The sequence below is a fragment of the Clostridium sp. DSM 8431 genome (assembly GCF_900116755.1).
Classification (GTDB): domain Bacteria; phylum Bacillota; class Clostridia; order Clostridiales; family Clostridiaceae; genus Clostridium.
The window spans coordinates 1-21,877 of the sequence record NZ_FPBY01000046.1 but is presented as its reverse complement, the minus strand read 5'-3'; the positions used below and the strand labels follow the sequence as shown (position 1 = coordinate 21,877).

Annotated in this window: 18 protein-coding genes; 2 read left to right on the top strand and 16 right to left on the bottom strand. The window is 29.9% G+C overall.

All coding sequences use genetic code 11. The features are described from left to right. Positions 1 to 349 precede the first annotated feature (349 nt). The 14 genes from kduI to BM384_RS06485 form a co-directional block, all read right to left on the bottom strand. A complete protein-coding gene (kduI, locus tag BM384_RS06550) occupies positions 350 to 1,186 on the bottom strand; it encodes a 5-dehydro-4-deoxy-D-glucuronate isomerase (RefSeq protein ID WP_090012275.1) in 837 nt (278 codons plus the stop codon). 115 nt (positions 1,187 to 1,301) lie between these two features. After that, positions 1,302 to 2,291 (bottom strand): LacI family DNA-binding transcriptional regulator, encoded by a 990-nt coding sequence (locus tag BM384_RS06545; RefSeq protein ID WP_090012274.1) that lies wholly within the window; start codon positions 2,289 to 2,291, stop codon positions 1,302 to 1,304. A 187-nt stretch (positions 2,292 to 2,478) separates the two neighbouring features. Next, positions 2,479 to 4,929, bottom strand: coding sequence for a glycoside hydrolase family 9 protein (locus BM384_RS06540; protein ID WP_090012272.1), 2,451 nt, complete (start codon positions 4,927 to 4,929; stop codon positions 2,479 to 2,481). Beyond that, on the bottom strand, positions 4,908 to 5,189 hold the full coding sequence (locus tag BM384_RS06535) for a hypothetical protein (protein ID WP_090012271.1): 282 nt from the start codon (positions 5,187 to 5,189) through the stop codon (positions 4,908 to 4,910). Before BM384_RS06535 ends, BM384_RS06540 begins: the two co-directional genes overlap by 22 nt. Positions 5,190 to 5,399: 210 nt before the next feature. Beyond that, positions 5,400 to 6,797, bottom strand: coding sequence for a glucuronate isomerase (gene uxaC / locus BM384_RS06530; protein WP_090012269.1), 1,398 nt, complete (start codon positions 6,795 to 6,797; stop codon positions 5,400 to 5,402). 12 nt (positions 6,798 to 6,809) lie between these two features. Then, entirely contained in the window at positions 6,810 to 8,297 is a 1,488-nt protein-coding gene (locus BM384_RS06525; RefSeq protein ID WP_090012268.1) for a UxaA family hydrolase, read from the bottom strand. Continuing rightward, entirely contained in the window at positions 8,290 to 9,759 is a 1,470-nt protein-coding gene (locus tag BM384_RS06520; RefSeq protein ID WP_090012266.1) for a tagaturonate reductase, read from the bottom strand. Before BM384_RS06520 ends, BM384_RS06525 begins: the two co-directional genes overlap by 8 nt. A gap of 122 nt (positions 9,760 to 9,881) precedes the next feature. Beyond that, positions 9,882 to 10,913 (bottom strand): sugar kinase, encoded by a 1,032-nt coding sequence (locus BM384_RS06515; RefSeq protein WP_090012264.1) that lies wholly within the window; start codon positions 10,911 to 10,913, stop codon positions 9,882 to 9,884. Next, a complete protein-coding gene (locus tag BM384_RS06510; RefSeq protein ID WP_090012263.1) occupies positions 10,894 to 11,505 on the bottom strand; it encodes a bifunctional 2-keto-4-hydroxyglutarate aldolase/2-keto-3-deoxy-6-phosphogluconate aldolase in 612 nt (203 codons plus the stop codon). The genes BM384_RS06515 and BM384_RS06510 overlap by 20 nt, the downstream gene beginning before the upstream one ends. A 401-nt stretch (positions 11,506 to 11,906) precedes the next feature. After that, a complete protein-coding gene (locus BM384_RS06505; protein WP_090012261.1) occupies positions 11,907 to 12,605 on the bottom strand; it encodes a GntR family transcriptional regulator in 699 nt (232 codons plus the stop codon). A gap of 58 nt (positions 12,606 to 12,663) precedes the next feature. Further along, a complete protein-coding gene (locus tag BM384_RS06500) occupies positions 12,664 to 14,190 on the bottom strand; it encodes a glycoside hydrolase family 28 protein (RefSeq protein ID WP_090012260.1) in 1,527 nt (508 codons plus the stop codon). 110 nt (positions 14,191 to 14,300) lie between these two features. Then, complete coding sequence (locus BM384_RS06495; RefSeq protein ID WP_090012258.1) at positions 14,301 to 15,806, bottom strand: MFS transporter; 1,506 nt, start codon at positions 15,804 to 15,806, stop codon at positions 14,301 to 14,303. 97 nt (positions 15,807 to 15,903) lie between these two features. Next, positions 15,904 to 17,010, bottom strand: a complete 1,107-nt coding sequence (locus BM384_RS06490; protein WP_090012256.1) for a glycoside hydrolase family 88/105 protein — start codon at positions 17,008 to 17,010, stop codon at positions 15,904 to 15,906. Positions 17,011 to 17,458: 448 nt separating this feature from the next. Continuing rightward, the gene (locus BM384_RS06485; protein WP_090012254.1) at positions 17,459 to 18,298 is read right to left on the bottom strand and encodes a sugar phosphate isomerase/epimerase family protein; all 840 of its coding nucleotides are present in this window, start codon (positions 18,296 to 18,298) and stop codon (positions 17,459 to 17,461) included. Between the two features lie 264 nt (positions 18,299 to 18,562). Here BM384_RS06485 and ugpC point away from each other — a divergent pair, with 264 nt between their 5' ends. After that, positions 18,563 to 19,672 (top strand): ABC transporter ATP-binding protein, encoded by a 1,110-nt coding sequence (ugpC, locus tag BM384_RS06480; RefSeq protein WP_090012253.1) that lies wholly within the window; start codon positions 18,563 to 18,565, stop codon positions 19,670 to 19,672. A 63-nt stretch (positions 19,673 to 19,735) separates the two neighbouring features. Here ugpC and BM384_RS06475 read toward each other — a convergent pair whose 3' ends face one another. Together BM384_RS06475 and BM384_RS06470 are read right to left on the bottom strand one after the other, a co-directional pair. After that, positions 19,736 to 20,737: an inorganic phosphate transporter gene (locus BM384_RS06475; protein ID WP_090012251.1), complete on the bottom strand. Its 1,002-nt coding sequence runs from the start codon at positions 20,735 to 20,737 to the stop codon at positions 19,736 to 19,738. Beyond that, positions 20,730 to 21,353, bottom strand: a complete 624-nt coding sequence (locus BM384_RS06470) for a DUF47 domain-containing protein (RefSeq protein ID WP_090012249.1) — start codon at positions 21,351 to 21,353, stop codon at positions 20,730 to 20,732. The genes BM384_RS06475 and BM384_RS06470 overlap by 8 nt, the downstream gene beginning before the upstream one ends. A 243-nt stretch (positions 21,354 to 21,596) precedes the next feature. Between BM384_RS06470 and BM384_RS06465 the strand changes: the two genes are divergently transcribed. Continuing rightward, positions 21,597 to 21,877 (top strand): MerR family DNA-binding transcriptional regulator (locus BM384_RS06465; RefSeq protein WP_139232057.1); only part of this gene is annotated, 281 nt, incomplete at its 3' end.

Genomic DNA, 21,877 nt, shown 5'->3' with positions numbered 1-21,877 from the left:
TACAAAAGGTTGTTTAGACGAGGACTTGATAATGTAATTCTTGAGCTCACATTGATTTCTTGTGGTTATAATCTTTATAAATATAATAATAAATTAAACCATGAAATGCTCGTTGTATAAAAATCACTTTAATTTTTTTATTTATAACGAGACGTTTATTAAGTGAACCCATTTTTAAAAATTAAAGATGAAAAAATATAAGTATATGAAAAAAACAACCATACAAGCTTTTGAGCTAGTATGGTCGTTTGATTTTTAGGACTTTTTTTTACAGCCCCTTTTTTGTTTCAGCGTGTTTAATTGTTTATTTATATTTATATTTATTATTGGCTTTAGTTAAGTTTTTAGATTATCTTAAATCTTCTATCTTTATGTTATCCATATCATCGAAAGTTTTGTTTTCTCCACACATACCCCAGATGAATGAATAGTTTTTAGTTCCACATCCTGAATGAATTGACCAGCTTGGTGAAATTACAGCTTGTTCTCTGTGCATAAAGATGTGTCTAGTTTCTTTTTCAGTTCCCATAAAGTGAACTACTGCTTGATCGTCTGGAATATCTAAGTATAGATAAACTTCCATACGTCTTTCATGAGTATGAGCAGGCATAGTGTTCCAAACACTTCCCATTTCAAGCATTGTTAATCCCATTACTAACTGATTACTTTCACATACTGCTGGATGTATGTATTGATTAATTGTTCTCTTGTTAGCAGTTTCAGCATCACCACATTTTACTTTTCTAGCTTTTTCTAATCCAATTTTAACTGTTGGATATTTAACTAGAGCTGGAGCTGAATTTACATAGAACTTAGCAGGATTTTTAGCATCAGTAGACTTAAATTCTACATTTTTGCTTCCTTGTCCAACATATAGACCATCTCTAAAATTCATGCTATATTCAATACCATCAACTATAATAGTACCTTCTCCACCAACATTAATTACTCCAAGTTCTCTTCTTTCTAAGAAGTAATCAGTTCCTAATTCTTTACAAACTCCTAATTTAAGAGTTTCTTTAACTGGTGTAACACCACCAAAAATTATTCTATCATTATGACTATAAACTAAGTTTACTTTATCTTCTACAAATACTTTTTCTACAAGATAATGTTCTCTTAATTGTTCAGTTGTATAATGCATTGAATCTGATGGATGATTTGAATAACGAATTTCCATTTCCATTTTTCATTTCTCCTTGTTAATGAATATTCATGAATACGCTGCACACGTGTTCATTTATCTTTAACATTATTATAAACTGTTTTGCACACGATTGCAATACTTTCCAAAGAAATTATTAACATAATTTCCTTATAGAGTCCCCGAAAACTATTTCTGACTCTAACCCTACTTTTTTCTCATTTATTTCTTCACCATTTATTTTTTTCATTAGCAGGTTAATAGCTAATTTAGACACTTTTCCTACTGGTCTTTTTATAGTTGCAATACTTGGAGTTAAGTATTCTCCAATTTCTGTACCATCGAAACCTAAAATAGAAATATCTTCAGGCACTCTAAGCCCTGATTCCCTTATTGCCTTAATTGCTCCTATTGCCATTTCATCATTAAAGGCAAATATTGCAGTAATTTCTTTATCTATTATCTTCTTAGCGGCAAAATATCCTCCTGTAACAGTAAAATCTCCACTTACAACAAGATCTTTATCAATTTCAGTATTATATTTTTTTAATGCATCTAAACATCCTTCTCTTCTTAATTTTGTAGATAAAAACTGTTCTTTCCCTTCAATTATTCCTATTTTTCTATGACCATTATATAAAAGTTCTTCAAAACCTCTTCTAGTAGCTATCCTTTCATCAGCAAAAACATTAATTACATCATAATTAACTTCTCTATTTATAACTACTAAAGGTATATTTTTAGATAATATTTCTTCTATAAACTCGTCATCCTCTTCCTTCTGGCTTACAACTAATATTCCATCATAGTTCTTAGGATTTATAGAATTTTTCTCATAAGTATCTATTCCCTTTACAATAACATTATATCTAGAGCCTATCCCTTCATATACATTTGTAATAACATTATGAAATACAAAGGCTGATGTTCCCTTATCTATAGTTGAAAAAAACACTCCTATATTATAAGGTTTAGATAATTTCAAACTTCTAGCATTTATATCTGGTATATAATTAAGTTCCTTTGCTGCTTTCAATATTTTTTCTTTAGTTTCAAAATTAACTTCACTTGATCCATTTAATGCTCTTGATACTGTAGAATGTGATACTCCTACATATTTTGCTATATCTTTAATAGTTACAGCCATAATTTTCCTCCAATTTATTTATTTTCAATAGCATAATTATATTACTTTGCCTTAGATTCCTCAACTAAAAGAAGGCACACACTTAGTATGTCTTATATATCAATTTTATCATGCATATATATTAACATCAAATAAGTAAGAAGGAAGACATACTAACCATAATATGTCTTCCTTTATCTTAATTTATCTATTTTTTCTTTCTAAAGCCAACTGCTGCACCTGCTGATATGCTACATAAAACTAATGAAAGTAAACCTGATACATCTCCTGTTTTTACTGATTTATTCTTTTTAAGTTTATTTTTTAACTTCACAACTTTATTTTCTTTTGTTTTAGTATTATCTTTATTATCTTCTTTTACCTTGTTATTCTCCTCATTACCTTGTTCTAAATTCTTATCCTTTTCTATCTTGTTATCTCCTTTGTTACCTTGTTCTAGCTCTTTATCCTTTTCATTTTCTCCGTAATTTTGTCCATTATTAATATCAGTTTTAGCTAAATTATTAGAATGTGTATCTAAATATGATACCATCCATGCAAGAGGTGCATTCCAGTTTATTGTACATTCGTTAGTAGAATAAGACTGTATGTCATCTATATAACACTTAGCTACTGGTCTTGAACCTTCAGACCATCCTGCTCCTTGAACAAAAGGGTCTTCAAGTTTATAATTTGGTCCTCCTGAGAGAACTCCTGCTGGACAAATTGGGAATTTAGGATCTATTTTATTTGCCCAAAAACGATGATGTGGATTACGAAGAGGATTAACACCATAACCACTTACATAACACTTAGTATTTGCATTATTACCCAAAAAGTAATCCATAGACTTATTAGCACCATCTATATATTTAGTTGTTGCACCATTACTAATATCATTAGCATATGCCATAACCATCATTATGTTAGCTAAGTTTGCATTTGATGCCCATATATAATTAACTCTTTCTAAAGCTACACTATATCCATTTTTACTTTCAACATCTACATAACTATCTGCAGACTTTAAGACATTTGCTTTTGCTTTTTCAATTTCTTCTACTGGAAGATTATTTTTAGAAGCTAGTAAAGTCATAGTTCCAAGGCCTTCTACATTAGCCCAGTTTATAGCTCCTGTTTCTTCATCATTTTTAACATTTGGCATATCTAAATAATATTTAGAAGCCCTCATATAATCTAAATACTTTTGTTCTCCTGTTGATGCATATAATTCACAAGCTGCCCAGTAGAATTCATCTGTAACATTATTATCATCATAAGTTCCACCTCCAACTGAAGATGTTGGCGCATATATTGAAGGATTCTTAGCAGCTGCATCAAAAGCTTTTTTGGCTGCCTCTAAACACTTATTTGCAAAGTCTTTGTCATAATCTTTCCATAAACGTGAACCTTGTGCTGCTGTTGCTGCAAGATTTAAAGTAGCTGCTGTTGTTGGTGCATATATATATCTTACTCTATCATCATCACTTGGTTTCATTCCAAGGCCAGTCCAAGTAGCATCATGAGCACAGTGATGAACCATTCCTGCATATTTATTTCCTTCTGGGACTTGCATCTTTAACATAAATTCAAGATTAAAACGTGCTTCATCTAAAATATCTGGAACCAAGTTATTTTCTTCAGGTATATTCATTGTGCCATCACCAAATGGTGCTTCAATTAATTTTTCACCTCTATTTAATGCTCTTTCATATTGATTTTGTAATGTCCATGTTGAAATACCACCATTAACAACATACTTACCATGGTCTCCTGCATCATACCATCCACCAGTTACGTCTAATTTATAAGTTCCATATGGCTTATACCATTTATCACTTGGAGAGCACTCTAAAACTTCCTTTGTATGGCCTGCTTCTCTTGCTAAATCAAGTCTGCCATCTACATAATTAACTTCTATTGGAACAGAACTTCTATTATGATAAAAATATTTAAAAGCATCATACTTTAATTTTGAATATAAGTTATCACTTATCTCAAATTCAGGACTTTCTGATAAAACATTTAAATCTTGTCCAACTACCTGGTTGTATTCTGGCACAAGCTTCTCAGTTTGAACAACTAACTTATATCTTTTTCCTCTTTTTTTATAACTTGAAAAATCTATTTTATGAACAAAATCCCCAGAATCTTTATCCTCACCAAAAACTACTGTATTTCCTGAAGCCACAACATTATTACTTGAATCTACTAAGCTCCATTTAACAGGTTCTTTTTCAGTAGTAACTAAAGTAGCTGTCTTCTCTCCATTTGTAAAATATCCTATTTGATTAGTTCTTACTGCATAACCATTTTCATTATAATTAACTTTATATCCTTCAAACTCACTATCCTTAATACTTATATTTTCAAAGGTATATTTATAAGGTAAAGATTTAGCTGCAAGGTCTCCCCCTAACTGAAATTGAAAAGCTAGGTCTTGTTCAGTAGCATCATTCATAGTATATTTTTCATTAACTTTAAGCTCTTCACCAGCCTTTAATTCATAAGTCATAGCATTATTATTCCAAAATTCTTTGTAATCTCCTGCATTACGTCCTATTTTAGCATATAATTTACAATCCTTTTCTGCTTTTACTGTAAAACTAATATCGTAAGTATGACCTTTTTCAAAGCTTATACCTGAATAAGTAAGCATTGTATGCCATCTTTCATATCCTGATTAGTAACTTCTACATCGTAGTTATTTTCTTTAATAGAAAATTTAGCTTCTCCTGGTGCAGTAGTACTTACAGACCAAGGAAGTCCCCATCCATCTTTAAAATTAGTATTTTTTATTAGTTCTCCCTTACTTATAGTTTTCTCAGCAGCATTTGCTTTATTTGCTGGAACAAAAGCTGCCAGACTTGCAAAAGTTGTTGCTGCAATCATTAAGCATAGTACCCTATTTTTTAACATCAATTTTCCCCCTCATAAAATAGATATTTTTATTTAATTATATAATAAAAACTCCTTTATTTGTAAACTTTTACTTAATAATGAAACTATATTGATATTTTAAACTTATCTTTTGCTTTATGTATAAAAAAGAAGCGGCTTTGTAATTTTTATTACAAAACCACTTCATTATATATAGAATAATCAACTTTTGTATTTTTAAATTTATTTTTATCTAAAGTATTTGTTTGCATTATTGTAGCAGATATCTTCTACTATGCTTCCTAATATCTCCATATCACATGGATATTCTCCGTTTTCAACTAATTCACCTAAGTAGTTACATAAAATTCTTCTGAAGTATTCATGTCTTGTGTAAGATAAGAAACTTCTTGAATCTGTAAGCATACCAACGAACTTACTTATAAGTCCTAATTGAGATAATGCCATCATTTGTCTTTCCATACCATCTTTTTGGTCATTGAACCACCAGCCTGATCCAAATTGAATCTTACCAGCTATTCCACCACCTTGGAAGTTACCAAGCATAGTTGCAAGAACTTCGTTATCTCTTGGGTTTAAGCAGTATAAAACTGTCTTTGGAAGCTTGTCTTCAGTATCTAATGTATCTAATAATCTTGAAAGGCTTTGAGCTACTTCTCCATCATCAATACTATCAAATCCTGTATCTGGTCCCAACTTCTTGAACATTCTTGTATTGTTGTTTCTTAATGCTCCAATATGTAATTGAAGAACCATTTTATGTGAATGATACATTTCTATTAATTTAACCATAATTAATGTACTGTATTTTTCTATTTCTTCTTGAGTTAATTTTTCTCCTCTTAAAGCTTTCTTTAAGATTCCATCAACTTCTTCTAAAGTAGTATCTCTAAAGTAAACTCTATCCATAGCATGGTCAGTTATTGTACATCCATTGTCTACGAAGAATTGTAATCTCTTTTCAAGTACGTTTAATAATTCATCAAAACTTGTTATTTCAGTATTTTCAGTTTCTCCTAATACTTTTATGTATTCAGCAAATCCTTCATTACCTATCTTAACAGCTTTATCAGGTCTCCATGCTGGTCTTACTTCACATGTAAATTCCTTATCTTTAGCTATTTCTTGATGATATCTTAAATCATCTGCAGGATCATCAGTTGTTCCTATATATTTAACGTTAGAGTTCATTATAAGAGTTTTAGCTGTGAAGCCATTGCTCTTAATTACTTCATTACATTGATTCCAGATTTTTTCTGCATTCTTTTCATTTAAAGTTTCAGTAACTCCAAAGTATCTCTTAAGTTCTAAGTGAGACCAGTGATATATTGGATTTCCTATTAAGTATGGCATAGTTTTTGCAAAAGCTTGGAATTTTTCAAAATCAGTTGAATCTCCAGTTATATACTTTTCTTCTATACCAAAGCTTCTCATAGCTCTCCACTTGTAGTGGTCACCATATAACCATATTTCAGTTATATTTTCGTACTTCTTATCTCCTGCTATTTCAGCTGGAATAAGGTGACAGTGATAATCAAATATTGGCATATTCTTAGCATGTTCATTGTATAATTTCTTAGCTACTTCATTTGATAGTAAGAAATCTTCGTCCATGAATTGTTTCATTTTTTAACCCTCCTATAATGTTACTCCATCTTTTAAGATAGATATTTCTCTATATTCGTTAACTTCATTTTTAGCTTTATAATCTCCTGAAGCTGTATCAATTATAAGCTTTAAGAAATCTTCGTCTACTTTCTTAGAATCTTTAGTTTCTAACAATTGACCTGCATTGAAATCAATCCAGTTCTTCTTGTTATTATAAAGTCTAGAATTTGTAGAAATCTTTAATGTTGGTACACATCCTCCATATGGAGTTCCTCTACCTGTAGTAAATAAAACTATATGTGAACCAGCAGCTGCTAAAACTGTAACTGCAACTAAGTCATTACCTGGTCCTGAGATTAAGTTTAATCCTCTCTTAGTTGCTCTTTCACCGTATGCTAAAACATCTCTAACAACGGCTTTTCCACTCTTTTGAACACATCCTAATGATTTTTCTTCAAGAGTTGTAATTCCACCTTTTTTATTTCCTGGTGAAGGATTTTCGTAAATTACTTGATTATATCTCATGAAGTATTCTTTAAAGTTGTTTATTAAATCAACACTCTTATCAAATACATCTTTATTTATTGATCTATCAAAAAGAATTGTTTCAGCACCAAACATTTCTGGAACTTCTGTTTGAATTACTGTACCACCAACTTCAACTAATTCATTTGAAATTCTTCCAAGCATAGGGTTAGCTGTTACTCCTGAAAATGCATCAGAACCTCCACACTTAACACCTATCTTTAATTTAGATATGCTTACATCTTCTCTTTCAAATTTTGAAGCGTAATCAATTAATTCTTTTATAAGTTTCTTACCTTCTTCTATTTCATCTTCAACATCTTGAGTCTTTAAGAACTTAATTCTATTGTTATTAATAGGTTCTAATAATTCTTTAAATCCTTCAAGTGTATTGTTTTCACATCCTAATGCAACTACAAGTACACCACCTGCATTTGGATGATTTACAAGATCAGCTAAAATCTTTCTTGTATATTCAAAGTCGTCTCCTAATTGAGAGCATCCGAAAGGATGTGGGAAGTTATATACTCCATCAATCTTATCATTTATAAGCTTGTTTCCTTCTTTAGCTAGGATTTCACAAGTCTTATTTATACATCCAACAGTATTTATTATCCAAATATCATTTCTAATTCCTACTTCACCATTTTCACGAACATATCCTTTAAAAGTAAGATCAGAATCAACTACCTTTGTATCTTCTACTCCACCATTGAATTTATATTCTAAAATTTCCCCAAGTCCTGTAGCTAGGTTGTGAGAATGGATCCATTCTCCAACCTTTATATCTCTTTGAGCTTTACCAATGCTATATCCGTACTTAATTACATCTTGGCCTTCTTTAATATCTCTTATTGCTACTTTATGTCCCATTGGAACATCATCTAATAATGTTATTTTTTCATTTGCATTTTCAATAACATCGCCTTTTTTAGCATCTTCAAGCATTACAACGACGTCATCATCAACGTTTATTTTTATAATATTATGCATATTTTTTCTCCAACTCTACTAATGTTTTACTTACTGCTTCTACTAATCCATCAATTAATGTTAAATCTTCACCCCATAAAGTCTTGTTAGATAAAACTTCCTTTACATATGCAGCATCTTTAACTTCATACTTCTTGTTAGCTTCTGCCATGTATTCTAGAACTTCATTAACATCAAATACTGGGTATTCTGCTCCCTTAAAGCTATGTCCAACATATTTGCCTTCTTTCATTTCTACTTGGTAGAATCTTAAAAGGCCTGCAAGACCAGTTACCATGTTCATTGGTAATGAGTTATTATCTTTGATGTATGATTTAATTGTTGGAAGATCTCTGTTTACGAACTTAGAAACTGAGTTCATAGAAATTGATTCTAATTTATGCTTTAATGCTGGGTTTCTGAATCTTTGTAATATAACCTTTGCATAAGCTTCTGCATCATCATTATGTAATGATGGAATTATTTCTTTTTCTAATGTTTCATTTAAGAATGCTTTTTCAGCTTCATCTTCTACAAGTTCATCAACTCTTGTAAATCCTTTTAATATTCCAAGTGGAGTTATTAATGTATGAGAACCATTTAATATACTTACTTTTAGAAGGTGAGTTTCATATAAAGATTCTAACCACTTAACATTTAATCCAGCTGATTTTAATGGTAATATCTTATCATATTCTTCGCTTCCTTCAATTCCCCATAAGTGGAATGGTTCGCAGATAGAAACAGCTTCATCTATATATCCTAGACTTTCAAATACTTCTTCAGCATTTTCTCTTGGATATCCTGGAACTATTCTATCAACTAAGCTGCATAAGAATACACAACTGTTATTAAGCCATGCTTTAAATTCATCAGATGCTCCAAAGCTTTCTGCATGGTCCTTAACCATTTTTTCAAGAACTTTTCCGTTATCATCTACTAATTCGCATGGGAATATAAGAAGTTTCTTTTCTTTATCTTTTATAGTGTCAAATCTGTGCATTAAAAATGCAGTTAATTTTCCTGGGTATAAACCTTCTGTAGCCACCTTATCTAAAGTAACTTCTTTATAAGTTAAACCAGCTTCTGTTGTATTTGAAATCACTATGTCTAATGATTCTAATTCAGCTATATCCATAAAGCTCTTCCAGTCAACATTGAAGTTAAATGCTTTTGATAAAACTTGAATTATTTCTGCATTTTCATATGGCTTGTCATCAACAAAACCTCTTTCAATTACTGTATATAATAAATCTTGATCATTTAATATGTTTATCTTCTTATCGAAATTTAAAGGACAAGTCAAAGCAACTGATCCATCATATTTTCCTGCTTTAATTGCTTTATATAACATCCAATCAAAGAAAGAAGTTAAGAAATTTCCTTCACCAATTTGCATAACTCTTATTGGGCTATTTATAACTTTTTCATGAAGTTCTTTTTCTTCAGCGCTTAAACAATCAACACTTAATTTTTTTAACATATTTAACACCTCGTATATTTCTATATTTTCTTTTTTATACATTTTATTACACAAAAACAGCCGAAAGAGTCCTATATTTTCCGATTCTTTCAGCTGCAAAACTTAAATTGTCTGCACTAAAATCATCTCTTTATATTTTCAATTCCAGAGTTCATAAGTGTCATAACATGGTTTAAATTTACTGTATTTATATCTCCGTTTATACTATGTTTTAATGAGCTGGCACATATTGCAAAATTAATAATTTTGTCTGAATCATATTCTGATACAATTCCATGAAGGATACCTGCTGTAAATGAATCTCCTCCACCAACTCTATCAATAATATCAAAAGTATATTTCTTACTTATGCTTAATTTTTCCCCATCGTATAAAAAGCCTTGTATTGAATTATTATTAACTGAGTTAACCCATCTTTTTGTGGATGTAGCAAACTTTAAGTTAGGATAATTATTAAAAAGTTCTTTATATAAAAGTTCCAAATTTTCTTCAAAATTTTCTGATTTATTGATATCATATTTTAAAATGTTCTTAAAATCTAATATTCCTAGAAAAGCAATATCCACATATGGAAGAATTTCTTTCATAAAGCTTTCTGCTTCTTCAAGACTCCATAGTTTTGATCTATAATTAGAATCATAAGATACTACTATTCCTCTTTTCTTAGCTTCTTTTGCTAAAGTTAATGTAAAATCACGCATTTTCTTGCTTAATGCTGGCGTAATTCCAGAAACATGTAGCATTGATACATCACTTAATATATTTTCTATGTCAAATTCCTTACCTTCAGCTAGTGATATTGCAGAGTATTGTCTATCATATACTACTTCTGAATTTCTTAAACCTGCACCCTTTTCCAAAAAATAAATTCCAAGTCGGCCTTCACCTTTAATGATTGCACTTGTATCTACTGAAAAAGCATTTAGATCTCGTATAACTTTTTCTCCTAGCTGATTATCTGGCAGCTTTGTCAACATCTTAGTTTTGTTACCAAACATACTAAGACTGCATAAAACATTTGCTTCTCCGCCGGCATAAGTTGCCTCAAATCTATCGGCTTGTATTATCATTTTTGAATTTTCAGGAGTCAATCGAAGCATGATCTCTCCAAAGCCTAATATTTTACTTTGTTTATTAACCTCTAGCTTTCTCAACTTTCTTTACAAACTCCTTAGCTAAGTTTTCAATATCTTCTAAACTTCCAGCTCCTGTTAATGCGCTACCTACACCAACACATGAAACTCCTGCTTTAAACCATTCTTCTATATTATCTATATTAACTCCACCAGTTGGCATAATATCTACAGTTGGAATTGGTGCTTTAACAGCTTTAATATATTTAGGGCCAAAACATTCACCTGGGAATATTTTAACTAAGTTATTTCCTTTAGACATAGCATTCATAACTTCAGTAACAGTCATACATCCTGGTAAATAAGGAACACTATTTGCATGACATACTGTATTAGCTTCTTCTGAATATCCTGGACTTACAACATATTTAGCTCCTGCCTCAATAGCATCTTGTGCCATTTTTCCATTTAATACGCTACCTACACCAACTAGTGCATCATCATATTTTTCTGCAGTTTCTCTTATTACTTCAACAACATTAGGGATTGTATAAGTTAATTCTAGAGCTTTAACTCCACCTTTTACACAAGCATCTATGATTCCCATAGCTTCTTCTTTACTTTTTGCTCTTATAACAGCGATAATACCTTGATCTTTTAATTTATTTAACATATCTTTTCCCCCTGATATTTTCAATTCTTGTATACTAAATTGAGAATTCCATAGTTTATTCTTAGAATCAATGGCTATAATAATATTCGGTAATTAATATGTAAATCTTGTTTATCATTAATATGATGTGTTTTAGAAGTTTTATAAATAAATCTATGTACCTCTCAACTTGTATACTAGTTATAGTTTTATTATACACTGTTACAATAATTTTGCAACCCTTTTCAGTTTTTTTTATAATATTTTTACATAAAATATAAAACAAGTATTAATGTTATATAAATCCAATTAACTTATTTCATAAAAAATAAGAAAAAATATAGTCATTTGCCTTTAAGATACTTAAAAATAAAAAAATGCCAATTAGATTGCATATCTAATTAGCATTTTTCTTTATTTTCTTATTGATTCTTTTTCTTAAAATAGCCATAAAATTCACTTGTTTCATCAACTAAGTGCTCCCAACTATTCTTAGTATATTTCATGTGGCGACTTATCATAGATTCAACTTTATCAATTTCTTTATTTTTAACTGTCTTTATAAATTCTCTATGTTGCTCTACCACATCTCTTTTAGGATCTTCTGATTGAGATAACAATCTCATCCTGTTATAATGTGTACTTATATTAAGAATACTCTTCCAAACGTTTCCTTTATTAACACCTAAGAAAAATAATTCATGAAAATGATTATCTAATTTATGAAATTCTTTTTCTCCCCCATCCATCTCAGCAATTATTTGCTGAGCATATAGGTTCTTTTCTAATTCCACAAAGTATTTCTCATCAAAATTCTCACAAGCCTCTTTTAGTACCTTTTCTTCCAACGTAAAACGCATAAATCTTGCTTCTTGGACTAAGTCTAAATCTATTAATGATACATATGTACCTGATTGGGGCTTTACTTCTATAAGGTGTTCGCTCTTTAGTTTCATTAACACTTCTCTTATTGGTGTTCTGGAAATTCCTAGCTTTTCAGATAACTCTACTTCGCTTAAAAGCTCTCCTGGTTTAAGTTCTAATGTCATTATATTTTCTCTTAGAACTCTATAAGCATAGTCCTTCCCACTTTCTTTATCATTCTTTTCATATAATATCAAAAGTTTTCACCACCCCGAATATTTAATTTTTACTAAAACATTTGTCATCTAGCTTCCATTATATCATTTCTTTGAATTCATTATCAACACTAAATGTTCTATCTTTCTGTTTTACACCATTTATTGATACATTTTTGAAAGTTAAATTTCTGATATTTTGTAATACAGCTTCCCCTTTTACACCATTTAATTCAGCATCTTCTAATACTATATTTTCTATTGGGGCATTTTCAAATCCCTTAATATATAAAGCATTTTTAGCATCAATACTTCCACCCTCAACAGTTTTAATGTTAGATAATGTAATATTTCTAAGTAATGGTTTATGATTACCATTTGTTCCTTCTTCATAGAAGAAATCAGCATGTATTACTGCTACCTTAGATTTATTAACAGTACTATTCTTTACATATATATTTTCAAGTTTTCCACCACGTTCAGCATTAGTTTTAAATCTTATTGGATAGTCTAATTCTTTACTATCAAAGTAATTATCATGAGCTAATATATCATTAACTCCTCCTGAAATTTCACTTCCAATTGTAATACCACCATGTCCGTCTTTAAACATATTATTTCTAATAATAATATTTTCAGAAGGAACTCCTATATTTCTTCCTTCATTATTTCTTCCTGATTTTATAGCTATACAATCATCACCAGTTAGGAAATAACAATTTTCAATAATCATATCTTTACATGATTCAGGATCACAACCATCATTATTATAAAGATTTGTATTTACTGTAACTCTATTTACTTTTAAATTTTCACAAAGTACAGGATTCATTTCCCAGAAAGGTGAATTTAATATTGTAATATCTTCTATTAAAATATTCTTTGACTTGTATGGTTGGATGAATGGAGGTCTTATTGTTGATATTTCATCTGTAAATATTCTTTCAGTTCTAACATCAAGATTTTTTTGACCCATATCAAATAGTCTTTCTCTTTGAATTTGTTGATCTTCTTCATTAAAGAATCCAAATTTCCATGGCATCCAGTTAAATTCATCTGCATTACCATCTAAAATTCCTTTTCCTGTAATAGCTATATTTTCAGCTTCATAAGAGTATACAAAAGGTGAAAAGTTCATCATTTCAATTCCTTCCCATCTTGTATACACAACTGGATAGTACTCATTGCTCTTATTTCTAACAAATTTTAAAACTGCATTTTCTTCAACATGAAGTTCTACATTACTCTTTAATGTAATAGCTCCAGTATAATATACATTTGGTTTTTCCTTATTATCACTTCCAGGAATAATTACTCTTCCCCCATTTACAGATGCATCGTCAATTGCTTTTTGAATAACATCTCCATAATAAATAACATTTTGAGTATTTCTTATTAAAGATTTATTTCTATATGCATCATCTTTTTTAATCTCTGCCTTTGGTTTTGTATACGGTCCATCAGGATGAGTAAAATATTCTTCTTCTATTTCTCTTACTAAACCTTTGTATTTTTCATCAGTTATTAAAAAACTTTCTTTCTTGCTGAAATCTGGCATGTTTTTATTAACTTTATTTTCTATTTCATCATATAATTTTTGATTCCACTCAAATTTATTTACTGTCATAATTTATTCACCTAATCTTTCTTATTACTTACTATTTAAAAAAATATAGCAGGTAAATATTATTTACCCGCTATATCTATCTTTAACTTTAATTAATTACTAATTACTAATTAAGCGTTAACTGCTTTTTCATGGTATCCAACATTGTTGTTACCGAAGCACTTATCATATGCATATCCAGTTAATTGTTCAATTGCTTCCTTAGCTTCTGCAGTAACTTGTGACTTGTCTCCACCAGCCTTAATTCTGTTAACTTCATCTACAAGTAACTTGTGAGATTCTTTAGTTAATTTTAATCTTCTAGCTGCTAAGAAACATAATGCTAATAATACCATTGGTACAGCAACAGTCATTATAGTAATTGTATTTACAGCTGATTGTGGTTGAACAGCTTCCCCCTTAACAAAGCCTGAATATTGTAATATTACACCTAATAAGAATGATTCAACTGCACCAGCAACTTTTGATAATAAACCGTTAGTACCTGTGAAAATACCTTCTCTTCTTTGCATTGTAACAGCTTCATCGATATCTGCCATAAATGGTAATTGGAATACTGGTATATAGTCTAATGCTGCTCTACCCATGAAGTTTAGAACTGCTATTACAACTAATGATGGAACTAGGATTGAAGAACCTTTCATTGTTGTTAATCCAACATATCCTAAACAAGTTACACAAACTACAACTGCACCGTAGTTGAATGCTTTAGGTCCACCGAATTTGTAGCATAAACCAATTGTTATAGTAACAGCAACTATTGCAATTATTTGAGAAGCTCCTGTAATGTATCCAGCTTCTACCTTTGATAATGCAAGACAGTAAACAACGAAGTATGTAAATACACCACTACATAAGTTTTTGTAAATTCCGATTAATAACATCATTGCAGCATGTAATCTAAATGATTTAATTTGCATAGCTGATGGGATATCTGTAAGCATTTTCTTTAATGTTTCACCTAATCCCTTAGTTTCAATAACATGTACATCTTTAGGATCTCTTTCAAATGTAAAGAAGTAGAAAACAACTAATGATAATGCCATAATTACTGCATATGTAACACCTGCATAGAAGTAAGCTTGTGGATTATCATCTCCCATTCTTGCAGCGAAGAAAGCTGGGAATGCTGTAGCTATACCACTTGAGAATTGTCCAAAATATTGTTTAGCTGATACAAGTTTAGTCTTATCAGCAGCAGTTGTAGCCATTTCTGCTGGTAATGTTGTACCTGTAACTAATACTAGAGTAAATGTCATTTCCCATAATAAGTTCATTACAAAATAGAATGAGAATGAATGTCCAGTTGTCCATAAAATTGGGAATATAATTAATACTAGTGGAATACCAATCAATGTGAATGATCTTCTTCTACCAAATCTTCTACCCATTGCAGTTTTACCAAAGTTATCACTCATCGATCCAACTAATGGATTTAATACTGCATCCATAAGTCTTGTAATTGTAAATATCGAACCTGCTTTAATAGGATCTATATCACAACATTGAGTATAAAAAAACATTAAGAATGCTGAAACGATAGCTTGTGAACCACTTCCCAAGAAGTTGATACATGCATAACCTATCATGTTCATGAAAGTTATTTTCCTTTTCATTATAATACCTCCAGTTTTTATAAATGATTTCATTATAAATTTATTTGAGATGGCTATAGAAAACTATAGCCATTTCATACCATTATAAAAATATTAATTATTTTAGTAAGTTTTCTTCAGCAGCTGCTAAAACGAATGGTCCTAAGCCCTTTGGTTCGTTACATACGATTGGTTCACTAATGTAATAAGTGAATGATCCATCTCTCATACCATGGCAGTTATCTTTTCCACCAAGTCCTGCAACAAAGCAGATTTTATTTAAGTTGATTAATCCCTTATCAGATTCTAATATGAATTCATCAATTAATCCTTGGAATGAAGAATGAGCAAATTCTCTTAATTCTTCTCTTAAGAATCCTAATCTTACACCCTTAAGTATTGAGTAAACTATCATTGATGATCCTGATGCTTCTAAGTAATTTCCTTTTCTATCACCTTGATCTAGTACTTGATAGAATACATGGCTCTTAGGATCTGCTACTTTAATTAAAGCATCCATTGTATCTTGGTAAATCTTAAGAACTTCATCATATCCCTTAGTTTCTTTTGGTAATACTTCTAAAGTATCAACTAATGCCATTACATACCATCCCATTGATCTGCTCCAGAAGTGTCTTGATAATCCAGTTTCCTTGTTTGCCCAAGGTTGTTCTCTTGCATCATCGTATGCATGATATAATAAACCAGTCTTTTCATCTATAAGATGTTTCTTAGCTATAATAAATTGTTTAGCTATATCATCAAATTCAGATCCTGTTTTGTCTCCGAATTCGTTTACATATTTCGCATAAAATGTAGCTCCCATATATAAACCATCTAACCAAATTTGTTCAGGATATATTTCTTTATGCCAGAATACTCCTTCTTTTGTTCTTGGATGATTTTCTATTTGAGTTCTTAATAAGTCTAAGGCTTTCTTATATTTTTCTTCCTTAGTTGCTTGATATAAAGTTAAAACAATCTTACCATTGTTTAAATGATCTATGTTGTATTCCTTAACATCATATCCTCTGATGCTTCCATCTTCTTCGATAAATGTATCCATACATTCTTTTATGTAGTTGAAATATTTTTCATCCTTAGTTTGTTTCCAAACTTCAGCAACACCATCTAATGTTAATCCAAATTCATAAGCCCAATAGCTAGTTAAGTCAGTTTTTCTTGCCATTATAGAATCGGCCATCCACTTTGCATAATCTTTCATTTAACAATCCCTCACTTCTATGTTCATTAGTAGTTTTTGTGGAAACGTATTCCTTTCCATGTCCTTATTATATTACCGCAATATTGTAAAGTCAATAAAAATTAGTATATTAGTTAAAGTTTTTTTTAACTTCTTTTATATGTATTTCCCAGAACAAAAAGGTATAATTTAATTTTATATGAAAAAAAGTATATTTTGTATACTGGTTAAATATAGTATTCAAGCCATTTTTATTTTAGAGAATATATTTTTATACAAAAAAATATTTCCTGAAATATTTATTAATTTTTCCTTAATATTTCAAAAAATATTTTTTATTTGTATACTAATTTCACTACACAAAACTAGTTTTTATTAAATTTCAATGCTATTTACTACATTTTTAGCCTTGTTATTTATTTAACTTTATATAAGAAAAGACATGTTGTATACAAAAGCATTATATTTTTTACACCTTGTCATAAATTTCTTGTAAATATTTCATACTAGATTCTATTACTTCTGGACTTGTCCCTTCTAAAATAACATCTATATGTGGTTTTCTCTCTTTTATTAGCGATAATAATAATGGATAATTAAATTGTCCAGTTCCTATAGCTGGAGTCTGTACAACATGTCCATCTTCTATATAGAAGTCTTTAGCATGAATTAAAACTATTTTGTCTCCATATAAATCAAAAGCATCTCTTATAATTTGATCTTGGTTCATATAATTATCATCATTTAAGAAATTGAACAAATCAAAAATTGCTTCTACATTATCTGAGCCAACTTCATCTATCGCTCTTTTAACTTTTTGTGGTGTACTTAAAACATGACGAACTTGTCCTTCTATTGCTACAATCACACCAAGCTTTTCAGCTGCATCTGCCATAATCTTTAATGAACTAACGCATCTATTAAAAGCTTCTTCTGTATGATTTTCAGGTCCATCAACATATTCAGCATTTAAGGCTCCTGATTCTGTACCTACTAAACTGCATCCAAGCATACTTGCAAAACGTAAATACTTTTTATATGTAGTTAATAACTTTTCTAATTCTTCATCATCTGGATGTGACATGTTTATATAACACCCTAACATGCTGACGTTTACATGATGTTTAGCAAAAGTTTCTCTAACGAAACTAGCAAGACCTGGTGTTAAACAATCATCTGTTACCTTAAATTCCGTAACTGCTTTTTTCATTACTAGCTGAATGCTTTTTAAATCTTTTTCTTCTATTTTTGCTGCTAATTCGTCTAATGTATATTTACCTACATCATGACCTCTTACTCCGATTCTCATATAAAAACTCCTTTTTCTTCATTTATTTTACTTTACATTAATATTATACCGAATATGATAAAAACCTCAATATAACTTATATATTTTTTTGACATATAAACAAAAAACAACATATCTTTATACTTATGAAACTCTAGATTAACTCTTTAATAACTTATGTACAATTTTCAATATCTTTTTTGTGCAATTTTTATATAGATTTTAAAGCTTATAATTTCTATAATGTAAACATATTCATTTTTTTATTTTTAGGAGGTATATATTATGTCAACCCTATCATTAAGACACATTTATAAAATATATCCAGGCGATGTAACTGCCGTTAAAGATTTTAATTTAGAAATTGCAGATAAAGAATTTATAGTATTTGTTGGTCCATCAGGTTGTGGTAAATCTACTACTTTAAGAATGGTTGCTGGACTTGAAGAAATCTCAAAAGGAGAATTGTATATAGATGATACCCTTGTAAATGATATTGCTCCAAAGGACAGAGATATATCTATGGTATTCCAAAGCTATGCTCTTTATCCTCATATGACTGTATTTGATAATATGGCCTTTGCTTTAAAATTAAGAAAAGTTCCAAAGGATGAAATTCGTAAAAAAGTATTAGAAGTAGCAAAAACTCTTGATATAGAACATTTATTAGATAGAAAACCAAAAGCTCTTTCTGGAGGACAAAGACAAAGAGTTGCCCTTGGTCGTGCAATAGTAAGAGAACCCAAGGTATTCCTTATGGATGAGCCTTTATCAAACCTAGATGCAAAATTAAGAGTACAAATGAGAACTGAAATCTCAAAATTACATAAGAGACTTCAATCTACATTTATATATGTAACTCATGACCAAACTGAAGCTATGACAATGGGATCAAGAATTGTTGTTATGAAAGATGGTATAATTCAACAAGTTGATTCTCCTCAAGTTGTTCATGATCACCCAGCAAATCTTTTTGTTGCTGGATTTATAGGAAGTCCTCAAATGAACTTTATCCATAGTAATGTTATAGAAGAAAATGATAGATTATACTTTGACTTTAAAGGTGAAAAAATTGCTATTGCACCTGATAAAGCAGAAGTATTAAAGAAAAGAGGATTTGCTAATAAAGATTTAATAGTTGGTATAAGGCCTGAAAACATGGATAACAATCCTGACTTTGTAGAAAAATATAAAGATTCTTCTTTTACTTGTAAGTTAGATGTTAAGGAACTTATGGGTGCTGAAACTTATCTTTACATTAATAAAAATGACAAACAATTAGTTGTAAGAGTTAATGGTAGCAGTTCTTTAGAACTAGGACAAACAGTTAGAATTGCAATGAATCCTGATAAAATGCATTTCTTTGATATAGAAACTGAAAATACAATAATATAAAATTTTATAAAAATAAAGCAGACAGAACTTCAAGCTTTGTCTGCTTTATTTTTATTTATGTATTTATTTCACAAATAACTTAACAATAGTTATAATCAATCCTGAAAGACATGCTGTTATAGGTATTGTTAACACCCATGCCCATACTATGTTTTTGGCTACTCCCCATTTTACAGATTTTAATCTCTTAGATGCTCCAACCCCCATTATTGTAGTTGTTATTATATGAGTTGTACTTACTGGAGCATGAAAAAGTGTGGCTACAAATATAACTGCAGCTGAACCTGTTTGAGCTGCAAAGCCATTTACTGGAGTAAGCTTAGCCATTCCACTTCCCATTGTTTTTATTATCTTTTTACCACCAATAGAAGTTCCAAGGGCCATTGCTGTAGCACATAGTATAATTACCCAATATGGAACTTTAAATTCACTTATAAATCCTCCACTAACTAGAGCCATTGTAATTAACCCCATGGATTTTTGAGCATCATTACCACCATGATTTAGTGCCATAAGAGCTCCTGCTGCTGCTTGAAGTTTTAAAAACACCTTATTAACCTTTCTTCTATTAAAAGGACTAAGAATAATATTTAATATCTTCATAATTACAAATCCCACACAAAAACCTATTACTGGCGATAAGAAAAGCCATATTATAACGTTATCAAATAAGTTAGCCCAATTTACAGCATCAAGTGTACATGTATATGCTATTCCTCCCCCAACAAGTGCACCTATTAATGCATGAGAAGAACTACTTGGTATACCAAAATACCATGTTATAAGATTCCAAATAATTGAGGCTATAAGCACACATAATATTACCCATTGAGGTATTAAGGAATTACTTACTATATTATCTCCAACAGTCTTAGCTACTTCTGTACCTGTAAAAGCACCTATAAAGTTAAATATAGCACAAACAAGTATTGCTACTTTAGGAGTTAAGGCTCTTGTAGTAATTGAAGTTGCAACTGCTGTTGCTGTATCATGAAATCCATTAATAAAATCAAATAAAACGGAAAAAAATACTATTAGGGCAGTTACTACAATTGCACTATGCATTCTTTATAACAACTCCTTCAATAATATTTGCTACTTCTTTGCAACCATCAATAGTGTTTTCAATTATTTGATAAATTTCTTTCCATTTTATAATATTTAACACATTTGATTCATCTTCAAATAGAATTGCTACAGTCTTTCTAAATAAATCATCTGCATCATTTTCTGTTTTTGCAATACTATTAATTTTTTCTCTTAAAGTATTAGATTTAAAGCCATTATCTTTAAGTTCTATAAGAAGTCCAGTGACATCTGAAGTAATACTAACTAATAAATCACATAATTCTTTACACGCCTCTGTACTTTCATCTATATGAAACATTATAAATCTATGCATTGCAGAACTAATTAAATCTAATATGTTATCCATACATTTTATTATTTCATATATATCCTCTCTATCTATAGGTGTAATAAAAGCCTCATCTAATTCCTTAGTTAAAGTACGTACTAATTCATTACCTTGGTCTTCTATCCCTTCTATTTTTATCACATTCTTTTCTTTTTCCTTTAAGTTATCTAGACTTGTTCTTAATAATTTTGTTGATTCTTCAACATTTTTTGCTGATTTTACCAGCATTAAAAAAAACTTATCTTCTTTTTTTGAAGCAAACATTTATACATCACCTTTCCTTGTATTACTTCTTTAAATTACTTATCCACTACTCATTATACAATATTTTTCTTTATCAAGAAGTTTTTCATAATTTTTAACATATTTTTAACATACATTTTTTTATGCTTTTGTAAAATAGTTGTATAATGTTGATATATTATTAAAGGAGGAAGTCTATCGTTAATAAAAAGATGTACAAATGTGTTTAAAAATGTTAACATGTACCCGAGAGGTGAGATTAACATGAATAAACATTTAACTAATTATAAACCTAAAGACTTTGCAGAATTACTAGGTGTAAGTGTGAAAACTTTACAACGTTGGGATAGAGAAGATATATTAAAAGCCAAAAGAACTCCAACAGATAGAAGGTACTATACTTATGACCAGTATTTAGAATTTAAAGGTATCAGTAATATTACTACAGATAGAAAAATAGTAATTTACACAAGAGTTTCTACAAATGGACAGAAAGATGATTTGAAAAATCAAGTTGAGTTTCTTCTTAACTTTACATCTTCTAA

Bases quoted from the DNA above. Each gene is read 5' to 3' on its own strand.
- BM384_RS06510 (WP_090012263.1), bottom strand. From the start codon at position 11,505: ATGTTAAATAAATTAAAAGATCAAGGTATTATCGCTGTTATAAGAGCA.
- BM384_RS06525 (WP_090012268.1), bottom strand. From the start codon at position 8,297: ATGCATAATATTATAAAAATAAACGTTGATGATGACGTCGTTGTAATG.
- BM384_RS06545 (WP_090012274.1), bottom strand. From the start codon at position 2,291: ATGGCTGTAACTATTAAAGATATAGCAAAATATGTAGGAGTATCACAT.
- BM384_RS06500 (WP_090012260.1), bottom strand. From the start codon at position 14,190: ATGACAGTAAATAAATTTGAGTGGAATCAAAAATTATATGATGAAATA.
- uxaC (WP_090012269.1), bottom strand. From the start codon at position 6,797: ATGAAACAATTCATGGACGAAGATTTCTTACTATCAAATGAAGTAGCT.
- BM384_RS06470 (WP_090012249.1), bottom strand. From the start codon at position 21,353: ATGTTTGCTTCAAAAAAAGAAGATAAGTTTTTTTTAATGCTGGTAAAA.
- BM384_RS06475 (WP_090012251.1), bottom strand. From the start codon at position 20,737: ATGCATAGTGCAATTGTAGTAACTGCCCTAATAGTATTTTTTTCCGTT.
- BM384_RS06490 (WP_090012256.1), bottom strand. From the start codon at position 17,010: ATGAAAGATTATGCAAAGTGGATGGCCGATTCTATAATGGCAAGAAAA.
- ugpC (WP_090012253.1), top strand. From the start codon at position 18,563: ATGTCAACCCTATCATTAAGACACATTTATAAAATATATCCAGGCGAT.
- BM384_RS06520 (WP_090012266.1), bottom strand. From the start codon at position 9,759: ATGTTAAAAAAATTAAGTGTTGATTGTTTAAGCGCTGAAGAAAAAGAA.
- BM384_RS06535 (WP_090012271.1), bottom strand. From the start codon at position 5,189: ATGTTAAAAAATAGGGTACTATGCTTAATGATTGCAGCAACAACTTTT.
- BM384_RS06495 (WP_090012258.1), bottom strand. From the start codon at position 15,806: ATGAAAAGGAAAATAACTTTCATGAACATGATAGGTTATGCATGTATC.
- kduI (WP_090012275.1), bottom strand. From the start codon at position 1,186: ATGGAAATGGAAATTCGTTATTCAAATCATCCATCAGATTCAATGCAT.
- BM384_RS06485 (WP_090012254.1), bottom strand. From the start codon at position 18,298: ATGAGAATCGGAGTAAGAGGTCATGATGTAGGTAAATATACATTAGAC.
- BM384_RS06540 (WP_090012272.1), bottom strand. From the start codon at position 4,929: ATGCTTACTTATTCAGGTATAAGCTTTGAAAAAGGTCATACTTACGAT.